This is a genomic window from Sphingobium sp. SYK-6, assembly GCF_000283515.1.
GTDB classification, from domain to species: domain Bacteria; phylum Pseudomonadota; class Alphaproteobacteria; order Sphingomonadales; family Sphingomonadaceae; genus Sphingobium; species Sphingobium lignivorans.
This window is the reverse complement of record NC_015976.1, coordinates 500003-515056: the sequence shown is the minus strand read 5'-3', so window position 1 is coordinate 515056 and position 15054 is coordinate 500003. Positions and strand designations below refer to the sequence as shown.

At 67.3% G+C, this 15054-nt stretch carries 15 protein-coding genes; 8 read left to right on the top strand and 7 right to left on the bottom strand.

The genetic code is table 11. The annotated features are described in order from the left end of the window. Window positions 1-193 precede the first annotated feature (193 nt). Together SLG_RS21210 and SLG_RS20190 are read right to left on the bottom strand one after the other, a co-directional pair. A complete protein-coding gene (locus tag SLG_RS21210; protein WP_158512663.1) occupies window positions 194-1009 on the bottom strand; it encodes an N-acyl amino acid synthase FeeM domain-containing protein in 816 nt (271 codons plus the stop codon). A 452-nt stretch (window positions 1010-1461) separates the two neighbouring features. Further along, complete coding sequence (locus SLG_RS20190) at window positions 1462-1998, bottom strand: FxDxF family PEP-CTERM protein (RefSeq protein WP_158512662.1); 537 nt, start codon at window positions 1996-1998, stop codon at window positions 1462-1464. A 374-nt stretch (window positions 1999-2372) separates the two neighbouring features. Between SLG_RS20190 and SLG_RS02390 the strand changes: the two genes are divergently transcribed. The 3 genes from SLG_RS02390 (at window position 2373) to SLG_RS02380 (ending at window position 4409) form a co-directional block, all read left to right on the top strand. Continuing rightward, window positions 2373-2936 carry a DUF3617 domain-containing protein gene (locus SLG_RS02390; RefSeq protein WP_014074816.1) on the top strand — a complete coding sequence of 188 codons (564 nt, stop codon included), beginning with the start codon at window positions 2373-2375 and terminating at the stop codon, window positions 2934-2936. Between the two features lie 151 nt (window positions 2937-3087). After that, window positions 3088-3483: a VOC family protein gene (locus SLG_RS02385; RefSeq protein WP_014074815.1), complete on the top strand. Its 396-nt coding sequence runs from the start codon at window positions 3088-3090 to the stop codon at window positions 3481-3483. Between the two features lie 56 nt (window positions 3484-3539). Further along, the gene (locus SLG_RS02380) at window positions 3540-4409 is read left to right on the top strand and encodes an arylamine N-acetyltransferase family protein (RefSeq protein WP_014074814.1); all 870 of its coding nucleotides are present in this window, start codon (window positions 3540-3542) and stop codon (window positions 4407-4409) included. 30 nt (window positions 4410-4439) lie between these two features. On the opposite strand, the gene SLG_RS02375 is transcribed toward SLG_RS02380, so the two are convergent. Next, window positions 4440-4691 (bottom strand): GlsB/YeaQ/YmgE family stress response membrane protein, encoded by a 252-nt coding sequence (locus SLG_RS02375; RefSeq protein WP_014074813.1) that lies wholly within the window; start codon window positions 4689-4691, stop codon window positions 4440-4442. A gap of 180 nt (window positions 4692-4871) precedes the next feature. On the opposite strand from SLG_RS02375, the gene SLG_RS02370 reads away from it, so the two are divergent. After that, the gene (locus SLG_RS02370) at window positions 4872-6395 is read left to right on the top strand and encodes a fumarate hydratase (protein WP_014074812.1); all 1524 of its coding nucleotides are present in this window, start codon (window positions 4872-4874) and stop codon (window positions 6393-6395) included. 50 nt (window positions 6396-6445) lie between these two features. Here the strand turns inward: SLG_RS02370 and SLG_RS02365 are convergent, their stop codons facing one another. After that, window positions 6446-7633: a serine hydrolase domain-containing protein gene (locus SLG_RS02365; protein ID WP_014074811.1), complete on the bottom strand. Its 1188-nt coding sequence runs from the start codon at window positions 7631-7633 to the stop codon at window positions 6446-6448. Between the two features lie 157 nt (window positions 7634-7790). Between SLG_RS02365 and SLG_RS02360 the strand changes: the two genes are divergently transcribed. From SLG_RS02360 to SLG_RS02350, 3 genes are all read left to right on the top strand, one after another. Continuing rightward, window positions 7791-8714, top strand: a complete 924-nt coding sequence (locus tag SLG_RS02360) for a DMT family transporter (RefSeq protein ID WP_041391683.1) — start codon at window positions 7791-7793, stop codon at window positions 8712-8714. A 310-nt stretch (window positions 8715-9024) separates the two neighbouring features. Next, on the top strand, window positions 9025-10092 hold the full coding sequence (locus SLG_RS02355) for a DDE-type integrase/transposase/recombinase (protein WP_014074809.1): 1068 nt from the start codon (window positions 9025-9027) through the stop codon (window positions 10090-10092). 9 nt (window positions 10093-10101) lie between these two features. Then, entirely contained in the window at window positions 10102-10521 is a 420-nt protein-coding gene (locus SLG_RS02350) for a hypothetical protein (RefSeq protein ID WP_014074808.1), read from the top strand. Here the strand turns inward: SLG_RS02350 and SLG_RS02345 are convergent. Further along, on the bottom strand, window positions 10502-11425 hold the full coding sequence (locus tag SLG_RS02345) for an SMP-30/gluconolactonase/LRE family protein (protein WP_014074807.1): 924 nt from the start codon (window positions 11423-11425) through the stop codon (window positions 10502-10504). The genes SLG_RS02350 and SLG_RS02345 overlap by 20 nt on opposite strands. A 171-nt stretch (window positions 11426-11596) precedes the next feature. Between SLG_RS02345 and SLG_RS02340 the strand changes: the two genes are divergently transcribed. Next, entirely contained in the window at window positions 11597-13057 is a 1461-nt protein-coding gene (locus SLG_RS02340) for a methyl-accepting chemotaxis protein (RefSeq protein WP_014074806.1), read from the top strand. A 36-nt stretch (window positions 13058-13093) separates the two neighbouring features. Here the strand turns inward: SLG_RS02340 and SLG_RS02335 are convergent, their stop codons facing one another. Next, window positions 13094-14323 (bottom strand): multidrug effflux MFS transporter, encoded by a 1230-nt coding sequence (locus SLG_RS02335; protein WP_014074805.1) that lies wholly within the window; start codon window positions 14321-14323, stop codon window positions 13094-13096. A 20-nt stretch (window positions 14324-14343) separates the two neighbouring features. Continuing rightward, a complete protein-coding gene (locus SLG_RS02330; protein WP_014074804.1) occupies window positions 14344-14928 on the bottom strand; it encodes a hypothetical protein in 585 nt (194 codons plus the stop codon). Window positions 14929-15054: the final 126 nt, after the last annotated feature.

The following is a 15054-nucleotide window of genomic DNA, read 5'->3' as shown; positions in this document are numbered from 1 at the left end:
GGCCGGACGCGCAAAGCGGCGCCGCGCCACCGGGAACCCGCAGGCTTCTGGGCCGTTTCTAGGTCAATCGGCCCGGGTGCCCTCCCACGCCCACAGGCCGGGAATTGAAAGAGATGGCCCGGGAGCGACTCTTGAGGCGCTTCAGTCGCTCCCCGGCATCAGGTCGATGCAATCGGAATCAGGGCAACCGGGATCAGGCGAAATTCTCCATGCCGGCCGCGCCGCCCGTCATATGCCCCGGCGGCGGCATCGGGTTCCGGCGCAGGCCACGGCTGAGCGTGGCGTGGACATTGCGCACGTCCGAACGGCTGAGAAAGAACGGGTAAAGCGAGCGACTGTTCGCAGCCTCGCCCTTGCCACTGAATTCGCTGATCCGCGCGGCGATGTCGGCCACCCGCAGCCACATCAGCTGCGCGGGCGCATTGACGCCGGGATTGGTGCGCAGCTCGCCGATGGGCTTGAAGCCCAGCATCGCTTCATAATAGCGCCGGTGCCGCGGGTTCACCTCGATGAAGAGGTCCGTGCAGCGATGCTGCCGCCGCCCATAGATGAAGACGATGTGGAACAGCGAGGCGAGAAGCTTGCGCGAGGGGATCTCCGCATCGAAGGCCAGCTTGGTCAGTTCGCAGACGCTGGCGCCCGGAACCCGGCGATAGCTGTTGATCTCGTCACGGAAGATCGTGTCCGCGGCGAGGCCGGCGGGGGAATCGACCGCCAGCGTGACGGTGCCCACGATCTCGTCGTCGAGGGCCGCGACGAAGGTGGAATGCGTCTGGCGCGCAGGAAGGACATGGCTATTGCCATAGCCCCGCCATTCATAGCGATGATTGATGAGCTGCCGGGCGGCCGTGCGATCCGTATCGCTGGTCGCCAGCCGGACATCGAGCCGGCAGGACGGCTGGCCGGGCGTGGCCGTCGTCACGTCCGCTGAATAAAGCGTCCGGGCATCATCGAGGTCCCGGAAGCGGCTGAAGGGAGGGCCAACCTTCTCCCTTTGATCCAAAAGCATGAGCGTCATTGCGTAGCGACCTTTGACAGTGGGTTGTCTCTGGCCAAGTCGGTCGACACGCGGCGTCGTTCTGCAAAGCAGCTGCTTCGCAGTCAGATCGTTGAGGTGAACGAAGCCCCCGTTCTCCCGACTATGGCATGTGCCGGCCACCACTCGAGCAGTGGCCGAAAATCACCGGCTCTGCCCGTTCGAGACGTCCCTGATTGCGCTATCTTGATGTGCGCTTGCAGAACGCCCGCGTCGTGCAGTGCGCTCACTAAGCAGCAGAGAAGTAAATTTTCTATTTACTAACGGGCCCGCGCGCGACGAACTGTGTCCGCTTTGAGATCAGCCCTGGGATCGTTCGTGAAATGGGGGAAACGGCGCGCTGCCGGAAGGGGAAAGGCGGCGATTCGCCTGCCTGCCCAAGGGGTTGAGCCGCCGGCGCTCCGCCGGCGGCTCAAGCCTCAATTTCAGGAGAAGGAAACCTTCACCGCGCGGCGACGCATCGCCGAGCCGACCAGCGCGAAGCCGCCGATCATGAGCGCCCAGGACGCGGGCTCCGGAATCGGGCTGACCGAGAAGGTCGCCGTACCCGAATAGCTGCCCGACCCGAAGGTGCGGCCGACAACGCGGATCGAGTTGAGCACGCCGTCGAAGATCGGAATGTTGCCCACGGTCACCGACTGGCCGCTGCCGGTCGAGGGAACGTTGTAGAGCACATCGTTGATCCACAGCTCATCGATGACGAGCATGTTGAGGTTGCTCGAGAAGCTCGTCGAGATCGACCCGCTGCCAACGCCATTCTGGGGAATGGTGAACTGGAAGGTGTCGTCGAACTCCGTCGTCGTTTCGAAGCCGTTGAAGAACACCGCCGTGATCGACGGGCTGAACGGATCGCCACTGGTCAGGAAGAAGTTGTCGCTTCCCACGTTGAACACAGCCGCCTGCGCAGCAGGAGTCGTTGCCACGAGCGCGGCAAGCGCCCCCGCCAAGAGATAGGGTTTCATGTATTTTTCTCCCATGGTTTTCCCACGAGGCCGGACACCCAGACGCGTCGTGCACGCGCAAAGATGCCTCGCCCCGGCCCTTATACGCCCCTGCAGCCCAATCGATCCCATTAGGTAACAGAAAATTAACCCGATTTAGCAACGCCTTGCCGCTGGCCCGGGAACTCTTGGCTCGGCTCGTCGCATTTCCGGGCTGTGTATCCGATGACAGGCCCTTCCGGGGAGCGGGGCGCGACGGAGTCGTTTTCCTCACACTGCCCCTTTCGCTCCCCGGAAGCGAAAGGCCTTGCCCCGCCGGATCGAAGGCGGCATCTCGCCTGCAGACCCCGAAGGGGCGCCGGTCGCGCCGTTCCCAGCATGAGAGGATAGTCCAGATGCGTCTCGCCCCGATTGTCATTGCCCTGATCCTGCCGCTCGCAGCCTGCGACAGCGGCCCGAGCGTGACCGCCACCAATGCGACACAGGCGGAAGTGCAGGAGAAGCTGGCGGCGTCCGGGGCCGGGGACACGGTCATGGTGCAGCCCGGCCGATGGGAAGGCGCGATGGCCATTCACGAGATCGACGTGCCCAACATGCCGCCCGAGGCGAAGGAACAGATGCGGGCCCAGCTCAGCCGCACCAACAATTTCGTCAGCTGCGTGACCGAGGAGGACGTCAAGCAGCAGAAGGCCTTATTCACTGGCGATATGGACGACAAGAGCTGCAAATATGACAGTTTCTCGCTGTCCGGGGGCAAGATCGACGCGCGCATGACCTGCGACCGCGGCGATGAAGGCAAGATGACCATGAGCATGAAGGGCGACTATTCCGCCGACACCTATCGCATGGACATGACCTCCAGGGCCGAGGGCAATTCGCCGATGGGCGCGATGTCCATGAAGATGTCCGTCAATGCCAAGCGCGTGGGCGTCTGCCGCGGCACCGAGGACGAGAGCTGAACGCCTCCCCGGCGCCTGCCCCGGCAGGCTCATTTCGGGGCAGTGGCCAGCCAAGCATCGCTGGCCCGCCCCGGCGGGAAACGCTATGTTCTATATCGTCAGAGATAAAACGAGTCGCGCGCCTCGCAACGGCCGGACCGGAGCTTGATCCATGATCGGCTATACAACGGTTGGAACCAATGACCTGCAGAGGGCCATGGCCTTCTATGACGCGCTCTTCGGAAGCGTCGGCATCACGCGCCTGCTCGAGTTGCCACAGATCGCCGCCTGGGGCGTGAACTGGAGCAAGCCGATCTTCGGCGTCGCCAAGCCCTATGACGGCAGCCGCGCCACGCCGGGCAACGGGGTGATGATCGCGCTCGGCCAGCGGACCCGCGCCAAGGTCCGCACGCTTCACGCCAAGGCGCTGGAACTGGGCGGATCTGACGAGGGCATGCCCGGCGTGCGCGGCGCCGATGGCAGCCAGGCCTTCTATGCCGCTTATGTGCGTGACCTGGATGGCAACAAGCTCTGCTTCTACTGCGTCGGGCCGGGCGGCGACGATTGATCGTGCCCGGTGAGCACCGATTGAGCCCGGAGGCCAATCGTGCCACTGGCCGGACCATGACCAGTCCCGATCGTCTCTCCCTCTATCTCGACCGCCTCGGCCTCGAGCACGCGCCCCCGGCCAGCGCGGAGGGCCTCGCCACGCTGCAGGCGGCGCATCGCGAACGCATCCCCTTCGAGAATCTCGACGTGCGGCTCGGCCGGCCGCCGGCGATCGACAGCGACGCGGTGTTCGGCAAGCTGGTGACGCGGCGGCGGGGCGGCTACTGCTTCGAGCATAACCGCCTGTTCAGCGACATGCTGGCCATGCTCGGCATCCCCAACCGGCCGCTGCTGGCGCGGGTGCGGCTGGGCGTGGCGCCGGACGAGACACCGCCGCGCACGCATGTGCTGCTGCTCGCGCAGGTCGATGGCGCGCCCTGGATCGCGGATGCGGGCTTCGGCGGCAGCTATGTGCCGCCGCTGCCGCTGCGCGACGGCGCATCCGTGCGGACCGGCGACGGCGCGGCGCACCGGCTGCGCAGGATCGGGGAGGCCGGCGATCCCGGCGGGGAATGGCTGCTGGAACGCGCCGGCGACGCGGGTGCGACCGACGGGCGCGCCGGCCCGCAGGCGGACTGGCAGGCGCAATATGGCTTCGATCTCCTGCCCGTCGTGCAGGCCGATCTCGACCAGTGCAATCACTGGACCGCCACGCGCCCGGCGACGCGCTTCACGACGCTGCATGTGGTGAGCATCGCCTTGCCGGACGGCTTTGCATCCCTGACCGAACAGGCGCTCAAGGTGCATCGCGGCGGCGCGCTGCACGAGGCCGTGCTTGCCGGGCCGGACGATTATCACCGCTGCCTCGCCGGGCAGTTCCATCTCGACCTCGACCGCGAGGACCTGGCGCGGCTGCCGCTCTTCAGCAAGGCGATACGCCGCTGAAGCGGGCGCGCGCCGGCCGGAAACGCGCGATCAGGACAGCGCGCGCACCAGGAAGATCACGAGGATGGCGCCGAGCACCGAGCCCACCATGCCGGCCGGCTCGAACGGCGCCGTCGACCGGTTGCCGCTGAACAGGCGCGGCACGAACCCGCCGACCAGCGACCCGCAGATGCCGAGCAGCACGCTGCCGACAAAGCCCATGGGCACGGGCCCGGGATAGAAGAACCGCGCAAGCACGCCCACGATGAACCCGACGATGATGGTGCCGATAACCCGTCCCATGGCGTTCCGCTCTCCTGATACCTTCGCGACGGACGCGGCAGGCGCCGGGCCGTCCACGTGTGTTGTCGCAGCAATACAGATGGAACGCAAGCGTTCCGGCATCTTGTCACCCCCGGGCATTGGCGTATAGCGCGCCCGTCCGCCCTGTTCCGCCGTCCTGCCGGGAGCTCGCCAAGCGCCATGACCGTGACCATCAAGACCGCCGATCTCATCGAGAGCGTTGCCGACGCGCTCCAGTATATCAGCTATTACCACCCGATGGACTATATCCGCGCGCTCGGCGCGGCCTATGAGGCCGAGCAGGGCCCCGCCGCGAAGGATGCGATCGCGCAGATCCTGACCAACAGCCGCATGTGCGCGGAAGGCCACCGGCCGATCTGCCAGGACACCGGCATCGTCAACGTGTTCGTGAAATGGGGCATGGACTGCCGCCTCGACGACACCAGCAAGTCTCTGCAGGAGATCGTCGACGAGGGCGTACGCCGCGCCTATCTCAACCCCGGGAACAAGCTGCGCGCCTCCGTGCTCGCCGACCCCGCCTTCACGCGCCGCAACACGAAGGACAACACGCCCTGCGTGCTGCATGTCGAGATGGTGCCGGGGCATCATGTGCATGTGGACGTGGCGGCCAAGGGCGGCGGCTCCGAGAACAAGTCCAAGTTCAAGATGATGAACCCCAGCGATAATATCGTCGACTGGGTGCTGGAGATGATCCCGCAGATGGGTGCCGGCTGGTGCCCGCCGGGCATGCTCGGCATCGGCATCGGCGGCACCGCCGAACATGCCGTGCTGCTCGCCAAGAAGGCGCTGATGGAGCAGATCGACATGAGCCTGCTCAAGGAACGCGGGCCGCAGAACGATCTCGAGGCGCTGCGCATCGAGATTTTCGACAAGGTGAACGCGCTCGGCATCGGCGCGCAGGGGCTGGGCGGCCTCGCCACCATCCTCGACGTGAAGATACTCGACGCGCCGTGCCACGCCGCCTCCAAGCCGGTCGCGATGATCCCCAATTGCGCGGCGACCCGCCACGCGCATTTCAGCCTCGATGGATCGGGCCCCGCCTATCTGGAAGCGCCGAAACTGAACGAATGGCCCAAGGTGGACTGGGCGCCGGACAGCGCGGCGATCCGCGTCGACCTCGACACGCTGACGCCGGAGATGGTGCGCAGCTGGAAGCAGGGCGACCGCATCCTGCTGAGCGGCAAGATGCTCACCGGGCGCGATGCCGCGCACAAGCGCATCCAGGACATGCTGGCGAAAGGCGAGGAGCTGCCCGTCGATTTCCGCGGCCGCGTCATTTATTATGTCGGCCCGGTCGATCCGGTCGGCGAGGAAGTGGTCGGCCCCGCCGGCCCCACCACCGCGACCCGCATGGACAGCTTCATGCGCATGATGCTCGATCAGGGCCTGCTCGCCTGCGTGGGCAAGGCCGAGCGCGGCCCGGCGGCAACCGCGGCGATCAAGGATGCGCAGAGCGCTTATCTGATGGCCGTGGGCGGCGCGGCCTATCTGGTGGCGCGCGCCATCAAGGGCAGCAAGGTCGTGGGCTTTGCCGATCTCGGCATGGAAGCAATCTACGAATTCGAGGTGAAGGACTTTCCGGTCACGGTCGCCGTGGACAGCGAGGGCAACAATGTCCACCAGCTCGCCCCGCTCGTCTGGCGCGAGAAGATCGCGAAGGAAGGGCTGCTGGAGAAGGCATGAGGCGCGGCGCACCGGGCTGAGCCGCCGCCGCGCCCTTCCGGGCGATCACTTCAGCGCCGGGCGCGGGCGATCATCTCTTCCTCGGCCAGCGTGAAGGCGGTGCGTCCCCGGGGCGTGTCGGGGGCAAGCGCGGTGACGAAGAAGGAGACGCCTTCCCCGCCCTGCGGATCGACCCAGAGGCCCGAGCGCAGGCCATAGGCCTCGCCGCTATGGCCAACGCGGGTGCGGCCATCGCCGAAGGGATCGTCGCGGCAGGGGGCCGGCTGGTCCGGCAAGGCGAGGATCATGACGCCGAGGCCGAACGCGCAGGGATAGCCATTCTCGATATCCCCGTTGCGGCCATCATAGCGCCACTGGGGCTGCATCATCTCGGCGATCCGCGCGGCGGGCAGATAGTCCGGCACCGCGCCGAGCAGCAGCTGGCCGATCCGCGCGAGGCCCTTCACGGAAATGCGCATGCCGCCCTGCGGGGAGAAGAAAGCACCTTGCCGGCCGAGCCGATACGTCGCGACGTCGCAGGAGCCGTCCCGCGCCGGAATCGCGCCGCAGGCGGGGCGGACGCCGCCATTATCGTCCCGCAGCGCCTGCCCCTCGCCATCATAAAGCACCACGCCGCGCGCAACCGCATCGTCGCTGCAGGTCGTCCAGTTGAAACAGGCGTCGATGCCGAGCGGCGCGAACACTTCCTCCTTCATGAGCACATCGAAGCGCTTGCCCGTCGCCGCTTCCATGACCGCCGCGATGACCGGGAAATTGAGATTGCTGTATGTGTAGAAGCCCGCTGCGGGGCCGTGAGCGACGTCCCAGGCTTCCGGGCGACGCATCTCGCTTTCCAGATCCGCATCGAGCGGCAGGGCATAATCGATCCCGTCACGAATGCCGGCGGTGTGCGAGAGGAGCGCCCGGAGCGTCACCGGCTGGTCCGGGAAGCCGGGATGGCGCAGCCGCCAGCCGAGCCGCACCGACACATCCTCATCGAGATCGAGCCGGCCCGCCTCGACGAGACGCATGACGCCGAGCGCGACCGCCAGCTTGGAGACCGACGCGATGCGCGCCGCGTCGTCGGCGGTGACGGATCGCCCCGTCTTGCGATCGGCGAGCCCGGACGCATGGGACGCCTTTATGCCCGCGCGATCGAAGGCCGCCCAGGCGCGCGCGGCGTCTGCGGGTGGCGGTGCGGCGGTGGCGGCACCGGCGCAGGAAAGCAGGAGCAGGACCCAGCGAAGACAAGCGATCATCGCCTTTCTGTGCGACGGATCGCCCGGGCGGGGCAAGCGCGGACTGCGCGCCAGCCATTGATTCCCCAGCGCCGCGGGATAGGAGAGCGCATCGCAGCCATCCCGCCGGGCAAGCCATTCGCGCGCGCCCTCATCCCCTCTCCTTGCGGAGCCTCTTCTGATCCACGCGTTCATCTGGCTGCCCGCCACGCTCGCCGCCGCCGCGCTGCAGGCCTGGCGCACGGCCGTCCAGCGCCGGGTGGGGCAGAGCCTCTCCGTCAATGCCGCCGGGCTCGTGCGCTATCTTTACGGCCTGCCCTTCGCGCTGCTGCTGGCGCTCTGCTATCACGCGGTCGTCCATGGCGGTGCCTTGCCCATGCCGGGCGCGGGCCTGCTGATGTTCAGCGCGGCGGCGGGGCTGGCCCAGATCATCGCCACCAACCTGCTGCTGATGGCTTTTCGCGAGCATAATTTCGTCGTCGGCACCGCTTATTCCAAGACGGAAGCGGCGCAGGGCGCCCTGCTCTCCTGGGCCCTGCTCGGCGAACGGCTCGGCCTGCTGGCCTGGGCGGGCATCGGCGCGGGCGTGGCGGGCGTCATGATCCTCTCCACCGGCGGACGGCGGATGAGCGCCGCGGACTTCCTGCGCGCGCTCGGCCATCCGGCGGCGCGCTACGGCATCGCCTCCGGCCTGTTCTTCGCGTTCACTGCCGTGGGCGTGCGGCGCGCGACGATGGAAGTGCCGACCAGCGACGCCATCTCCGCCGCGCTGATCGTGCTGGCCGTGACCGTGACCCTGCAGACGCTGATGCAGGGTGCCTGGCTGATCTGGCGGGAACCGCTGCAGGTGCGCGCGGTGTTCACGAGCTGGCGCATCTCCGGGCAGGTCGGCCTGCTCTCCTCGCTCGGCTCGGCCTGCTGGTTCACCGGCTTCGCCAGCGCCCCGGTCGCGCTGGTGCGGATCGTGGGGCAAGTGGAAGTGCTCTTCACGCTGAGCTTCGCCCATTTCTACCTGCGCGAGCCGCTCCGGCGCAGCGAAGTGACGGGGCTGGCGCTGGTCGTCGCCGGGGTGGTGCTGGCGCTCGCAGGGGCGTGGCACTGAGCGGGAATGCGCTTCGTCCGGGAAGGAAAGCGCATCGCCTTCCGCAAGAGAATGGCCAGCGTTAACGTCCGCAATGTTGTGGTGTCCTGAAAGGCGGTATTGTTGTGGGAAGCAGAAATAACACTCCCACTTCCCGTCATTCCCGCGGACGCGGGAATCCAGTCACCCTAGCGGCGCGAAACCGAGGCTGCGGCAGCGCTTCATCGTAACGTCGCTAAGCTGGATTCCCGCGTTCGTGTAGTGTTTCGGATGGTTGGCATGAAGCCTCTGGGGTAGAGAGAGGCATGACGTGGCTGAGGAGTCGCGGACTATGCTGATCAAGCTTCACCGGAATGCGACCACGACCCCGCGCCAGCGGGCTTATATCCAGGCCAGCGACAAGAGCGTTGCGGACCTGGCGCGTGAACTGGGCGTCAACCAGAGTTGCATCCGCCGCTGGAAAGGGCGGCGTGATACGATGGACCGGCCATCAACACCCCACCGCCTGATGACCCGCTTCTCAACCGAGGAAGAGGATATCGCAGTCGAACTGCGCTCCCGCCTTGCCCTCTCGCTCGACGATGCACTCGAGGTGATGCGCCGCTGTCTGCGCGCCGATATCTCCCGCGCCGCTCTCTACCGCCTGTGGCGTCGGCATGGCATCGCTGCCCCGCGCACCAGCGATCAAGGCGCTGGCGCAAGCCTGCCCTTCGATCCTGCACCCTTCGGCTATGTCCATGCCGATCTCAAGCATCTGCCCCGCCTGCTCGGCAAACCAGCCTATGTGCTTGTCGTCATCGAGCGGGCAACCCGCTTCGTCCATGTCGACATCCTCGATGATCGCAGCGCCGCAACCCTCGCTGCCGCCTTCGAGCGCTTCCTCAAAGCCTTCAGCCATCCCGTCCACACCGTGCTGACAGATAATGGCAGCGAGTTCACCGATCGCTTCGGTGGCGCCTACTGGGGCAAACGCAACACCGGAACAGGCCGCCATGCCTTCGATCAGGTTTGCGCCGCCCATGGCATCAAGCACAAGCTCACACGGCCCTATCATCCCCAAACCAACGGCATGGTCGAGCGTTTCAACAGACGTATCAGCCAGGCCATCGCCGCTCACCCCGCAAACAACCAAAATGCAGGCCGAAACCACTTCTCTTCACATCAGGAGCGCAACAGCTTCATCCGACAGTTCGTCAATAACTATAACCGAACAAGACTGCGATGCCTCGCATACCACGCCCCAGCGCAACAACTTGCCATCCTCACGAAACACAACACGCGCGCGGGAATGACGATGGGAGGACGAGATGACCTCTCCTTTTCATCGTGTCCCGCCCTGTCCCATTTTTTCGGCAGGCATTGCTCACGGCGGTTGTCCAATTTCCTCCGCGCCGCTTAGAAGGGGCGCATGATCCTTCCGGCGTTCAATTATTTCGGCGTGATCTTCGTCCTTGGCTTCCTGCTGGGGACGATGCGGGTGATCTGGCTTTCGCCCGCGACCGACGCGACGAGCGCGGTGCTGATCGAGCTGCCGGTCATGCTGGCCGCGAGCGGCTATGTGGCGCGGCGGATCGTGCGCCAGCGCGGCATTGGCGCGCCGGCGGCGCTCGGCATGGGGGCGATCGCCTTCGTCCTGCTGATGGCGGCGGACGCGGGGCTGGCGCTGCTGCTCGAAGGGCGCGATCCTGCCGCATGGGCGGCGGACCTCCTGCGCACGCCCGGCTGGATCGGTCTTGCCGGGCAAGTGATCTTCGCCCTGCTCCCCGCGCTCATTGCCTTCCCCGGCGCGCCGGCGCCGCGCCGGCCGGTCAGACCGCCTGAAAATTGAGGCGCAGGCCCGGCCGGGGCCAGCGGCAGCGGAAGAGCTTGCCCGTCGCCGATCCGGTGATCCAGGCCGTGCGCATGTCCGCGCCGCCGAAGCAGATGTTGGTGGCGATGGGATCGGGCACGGGAATATGCTCCACGCTGCCGTCGGCCGGATCGACCAGCGTGATGCCGCCATTGAACAGGGTCGCGACCGCCACCTTGCCGCCCGCTTCCACGGCCAGGCTGTCGAACCACTGCATGCCGGGCAGGTTGGTGAGGATCGCGCCGCTGTCATGGCCCGCTTCCGGCGCGACCACGCCCGGTTCCAGGATATCGAGCGACCAGAGCCGCTGCAGCATGGAATCCGCCCAGTAGAGCGTCCGGCCGTCCGGCGAGAGGCCGATGCCGTTGGGCGATATCTGCTCGGAGCGCCAGCGCGTGATCGCCGAGCCGTCCGGCCTGGCATGATAGACTCCGCCCAGCCGCCGCGTCTCCCCGTCCGAGAAGCCGAAGCAGGTGAACCACATGCCGCCATTGGCATCGAACACGATGTCGTTGGGCGCATTGAGCGGCTTGCCGTCGCAATTGTCGTAGAGCCGCGTGACGGCGCCGGTCGCGAGATCGACCCGCTGGACATAGCCGCCCTCATAATGCGCGGGCAGGCCGAGCTTGCCGGCCTCCTTCCATCCTTCCGGGAATTCGAGCGCGCCGCCATTGTTGACGACATAGACGGCACCATCCGGGCCGATGGCGGCGCCATTGGGGCCCCCACCCAGATGCGCGACGATCTCCACCGTGCCGTCCGGCCGCACGCGGGTCAGGGTCTGCCGCGCGATCTCGACCAGCAGCACCGATCCGTCCGCGCAGGCAATCGGCCCTTCCGGGAAGTCGAGCCCCTCGGCCACGGTCTCCATCTCGATCGTCATCCGCTCCCTTTCCGGCCGACGCGATGCCCGCCATGTCTGTTCTGCCGCGGCGCCGGCCAGCACTCGCTCCGCCGCCCCATGATGCATATTATGCAAGCGGAAGGACAAGGGCCTGTTAACCGCTTTCATCTAGCGAAACCGGGGCAGGGACTAACAGGCAGACACAGCAGCGTGGCGCAGACGAGCAAACTGGAAACCACGATCATCCGCACCGTCGAGAATGTCGGAGACCTCGGCCTCCGGACGCTCGACCTGCAGGCCGACATCGCCGAACTCGCCGACCGCGTGACCGATCAGGCCGCGATGCTCGAATCCCTGGAGGAAGCCGCGATCGGCCTCGCCCAGTCGAGCGACCAGGTGGAGAAGAAAGTCGATGCCGCCCGCGCCCAGGCCGACACCGCGCGCGCCGTGGTGGACGATTCCAGCCAGCAGCTCAGCTCCGCGTCCCAGAATGTGCTCGAACTCATCGAGCAGGTCTCCCGCATCCATCATGGCCTCGGCAGCTTCAACGACGCGCTCGCCAGCGTCGGCCATACCAGCAAGATCATCAGCACCATTGCCCGGCAGACCAATCTGCTCGCGCTCAATGCCGCCATCGAGGCCGCGCGCGCGGGCGATGCCGGGCGGGGCTTCGCGGTCGTCGCCAGCGAGGTCAAGAAGCTCGCGCAGGAAACCGCGCTCGCCACGCAGCAGATCGAAGGCTCCATCCGCGAGCTGACCAGCGAGGCCGAGGCCATGCTCTCGCGCATCGTGGCAGGCAGCGAGAAAGCCAATGACGCGCATCGCGCCTCCGGCGAGATCGGCGCGCTCGTCGACCGGCTGCGCGACCTCATCCTCGGCCTGTCCGACAACAGCGAGGCGGTCTCGGGCAATGTTCATTCCATCCTGGGCGCGATCGGCGAGATCCGGGGCGGGCTGAGCGACCTTGCCGACGCCTCGATCGACAATGCGATCGGCCTGCAGCGGCTCTCCACACGCGTGACCTCGGTCAGCGATGATACGAACCTGCTGCTCCAGTATCTGGCGGAAAGCGGCGTCGACCTCCCCGATTCGCCCTATATCCAGTTCGGCCTGGAAGCGGCGGAGGGCATCGTGCTGGGCCTGGAAGCCGCGCTCGCGGCCGGCGAGATCACGCCCGAGGCCATGCTCAGCGACCATTATGAGCCGGTGCCGGGGAGCGATCCGCCGCTCTACGCGCATCCCGCCCAGCCGATCATCACGCGCGCGGCCCGCCCGTGGCAGGAGAAGGCCCGCAGCCTGCCGGGCTTTTTCGGCATGAGCTGCACCGACCGCAATGCCTTCGGCGCCGTCGCCATGCCGGAGCGGTCGCTGCCCCAGCGGCCCGGCGAGATCGACTGGAACCTCGAATATTCGCGCGCCGGCCAGATCTTCAATTTCTCCGACACGCGCGACCAATGCCAGATGACGCAGCCCTTCTGCCTCAAGGCCTATCGCCGGCCGGTCGCCACGGGCGGCGTGATGCTGCTCAAGCAGGTGATCGCGTCCATCCATGTGGCGGGCCGCCACTGGGGCGTGCTCCAGCTCGCTTATGAGGACCCCGTCAGCCGGGCGGCGGCGCAGGCCGAAGCCGACCAACCCGCCCCGCTCCCGCAGCGCGAACGCGTGGCCTGACAGGAGCAGGGCTGAAGCCTGGGCGCGGCTGCCCCCCTAGCGCCGCCCGACCATCAGCCAGCCGCACAGCAGGGCTCCGGCGCCGCAGAAGGCCATGCCGAGGGCCAGGGCGAGCGAAGTGCCGCCGGTGAGGCGCGAGAAGACCGCCACGATGACCGCCGCGATGGCGAGCTGCACGAAGCCGAGCAGCGCGGAGGCCTGGCCGATGCTCTCCGGATGCGTCGAGAGCGCGCCGGCCTGGGCCTGCGGCTGCACGATACCCCAGCCGAAAGTGTAGAGTATCTGCGGGACGATCAGCGCCGCCCAGGCTTCCGGCCACAGCTGCGTCGCCACGAGCATGGCGATGGGCCCCGCGAGCTGGAAAGGCACGCCGATGCGCAGCGTCCCATCGACGCCCCGCCGCCGCACGAGCCGGAAGGACGCCGCATTGCCCGCCATGAAGCCCATGGTCGAGAGCGCGAACAGCAGCGCATAATCGAGCGCGCCAAGCCCCATATGATCGATCATGACCTGCGGCGCGGCGGCCGAGAAGAGCAGTATGCCACTATAGGCGAAGGCATTGGCCAGCACATAGGCCAGCAGCGCGGGCGAGCGGGAGAGGCGCGCGAAGGAGCCGAGCAGCCCCGGGCCATCGAACGGCAGGCGCTTGTCGCGCGCCAGCGTCTCGGGAAGGCGCAGCAGGCTGGCGGCGCCGATGACGACGCCCAGCACGGCCATGGCCAGCAGCGGCGCCCGCCATCCGCCCACGCTCACCAGCACGCCGCTGATGAGCGGCGCGATGATGGGCGTGCAGGAGAAGAAGATGCCGATCTGCGCCAGCGCCCGCCCCGCCGCCTCGCGCGGGAGCTGATCGCGCACGATCGTCCTCGCGAGGAGGACGGCGGCGGCGGCGCCCAGCCCCTGCAGCGCGCGGGCCGCGAGGAGCAGGGGAAAGCTGGTCGCGAACAAGGCAAGGACGCTGGCCAGCACATAGATGGCAAGGCCGGCGAGCACGACCGGGCGACGGCCCAGCGCATCGGCCAGCATGCCGCCCAGCAGCTGGGCAATGGCGAAGCTGATGACGAAGGCGCTGATCGCCGCGGGCACATGCGCCGCCCGCGTATAGAGCGCGGCGGCGATTGCGGGCAGAGCGGGCGAGAGACCATCGATCGACGCGGGGAGTACTGCCGTCAGCGCGGCAAGCAGGATGATCTGCCCGAGCGGCAGCTTCTCGGGGCCGGCAGACGTTGCGTCACGCCGCGACCCGCTATCGGTGCGATGGGCCATGGTCCGGAACGATCGATCCGTCAGTTGTTGCCCGGCCTGTCCAGCTTGCCGAACTTCGCCTCGAAGCCGGCGATATCCCCGGCGGCGAGGAAGCGGGCCTGCTCCACCCAGTTGTCACGCGTGATCCGCCCCTTGAACGTGCCGAGCTGGCTGTCCACGGACACGATGTCCGCATCGCTCCACGCCGCGATCTGGTCGAAGCGGGTGATGCCGAGGCTGGTCAGCAGGCTGGCGAGCTTGGGGCCCACGCCCTTGAGCTGCCGAAGATCGTCCGGCGCACCGCCATCCGCGGGCACGCCGATCTCGGTGAAGGACATGGCACCGGCCGCCGCGCCGCCGCTGGCCATGATCGCCGCGGCATTGCTCGCCACCGCGGACGCATCGTCCGGCTTGGCGCCGCTCGCGACGACGTCTGCCTCCAGCGAATCCTCGACGGTCTGGGCGACTTCCTCCGCGACGTTCCGGGCCGTCTCGCTCGCCGCGCCGACGGCGGTGGCCGAGCTGTCGACATGATGCCCCGCCTGGCCGGAGCGCGATCGCAGCAGCCAGATGACCAGCACCGCGACCAGCAGTGCGACGACGATCAGGATGAGGTTCTGGCTCAATGGAGGCCCCTTCGGAAATCGTGCGAAACGGCGCCAATCATACGCATGGCGGCCGGCCATTGCCAGTAAGGGAGTTGCGTGGCGAGGAAAAGCGCCTTGCACGCCCGGAAGCGGGAATCGGCGGCG

Excerpts from the sequence above, each read along its gene's own strand:
- SLG_RS02370 (WP_014074812.1), top strand. The coding sequence starts at position 4,872 with ATGACCGTGACCATCAAGACCGCCGATCTCATCGAGAGCGTTGCCGAC.
- SLG_RS20190 (WP_158512662.1), bottom strand. The coding sequence starts at position 1,998 with ATGAAACCCTATCTCTTGGCGGGGGCGCTTGCCGCGCTCGTGGCAACG.
- SLG_RS02345 (WP_014074807.1), bottom strand. The coding sequence starts at position 11,425 with ATGACGATCGAGATGGAGACCGTGGCCGAGGGGCTCGACTTCCCGGAA.
- SLG_RS02385 (WP_014074815.1), top strand. The coding sequence starts at position 3,088 with ATGATCGGCTATACAACGGTTGGAACCAATGACCTGCAGAGGGCCATG.
- SLG_RS21210 (WP_158512663.1), bottom strand. The coding sequence starts at position 1,009 with ATGCTTTTGGATCAAAGGGAGAAGGTTGGCCCTCCCTTCAGCCGCTTC.
- SLG_RS02350 (WP_014074808.1), top strand. The coding sequence starts at position 10,102 with ATGATCCTTCCGGCGTTCAATTATTTCGGCGTGATCTTCGTCCTTGGC.
- SLG_RS02355 (WP_014074809.1), top strand. The coding sequence starts at position 9,025 with ATGCTGATCAAGCTTCACCGGAATGCGACCACGACCCCGCGCCAGCGG.
- SLG_RS02380 (WP_014074814.1), top strand. The coding sequence starts at position 3,540 with ATGACCAGTCCCGATCGTCTCTCCCTCTATCTCGACCGCCTCGGCCTC.
- SLG_RS02335 (WP_014074805.1), bottom strand. The coding sequence starts at position 14,323 with ATGGCCCATCGCACCGATAGCGGGTCGCGGCGTGACGCAACGTCTGCC.
- SLG_RS02390 (WP_014074816.1), top strand. The coding sequence starts at position 2,373 with ATGCGTCTCGCCCCGATTGTCATTGCCCTGATCCTGCCGCTCGCAGCC.
- SLG_RS02375 (WP_014074813.1), bottom strand. The coding sequence starts at position 4,691 with ATGGGACGGGTTATCGGCACCATCATCGTCGGGTTCATCGTGGGCGTG.
- SLG_RS02365 (WP_014074811.1), bottom strand. The coding sequence starts at position 7,633 with ATGATCGCTTGTCTTCGCTGGGTCCTGCTCCTGCTTTCCTGCGCCGGT.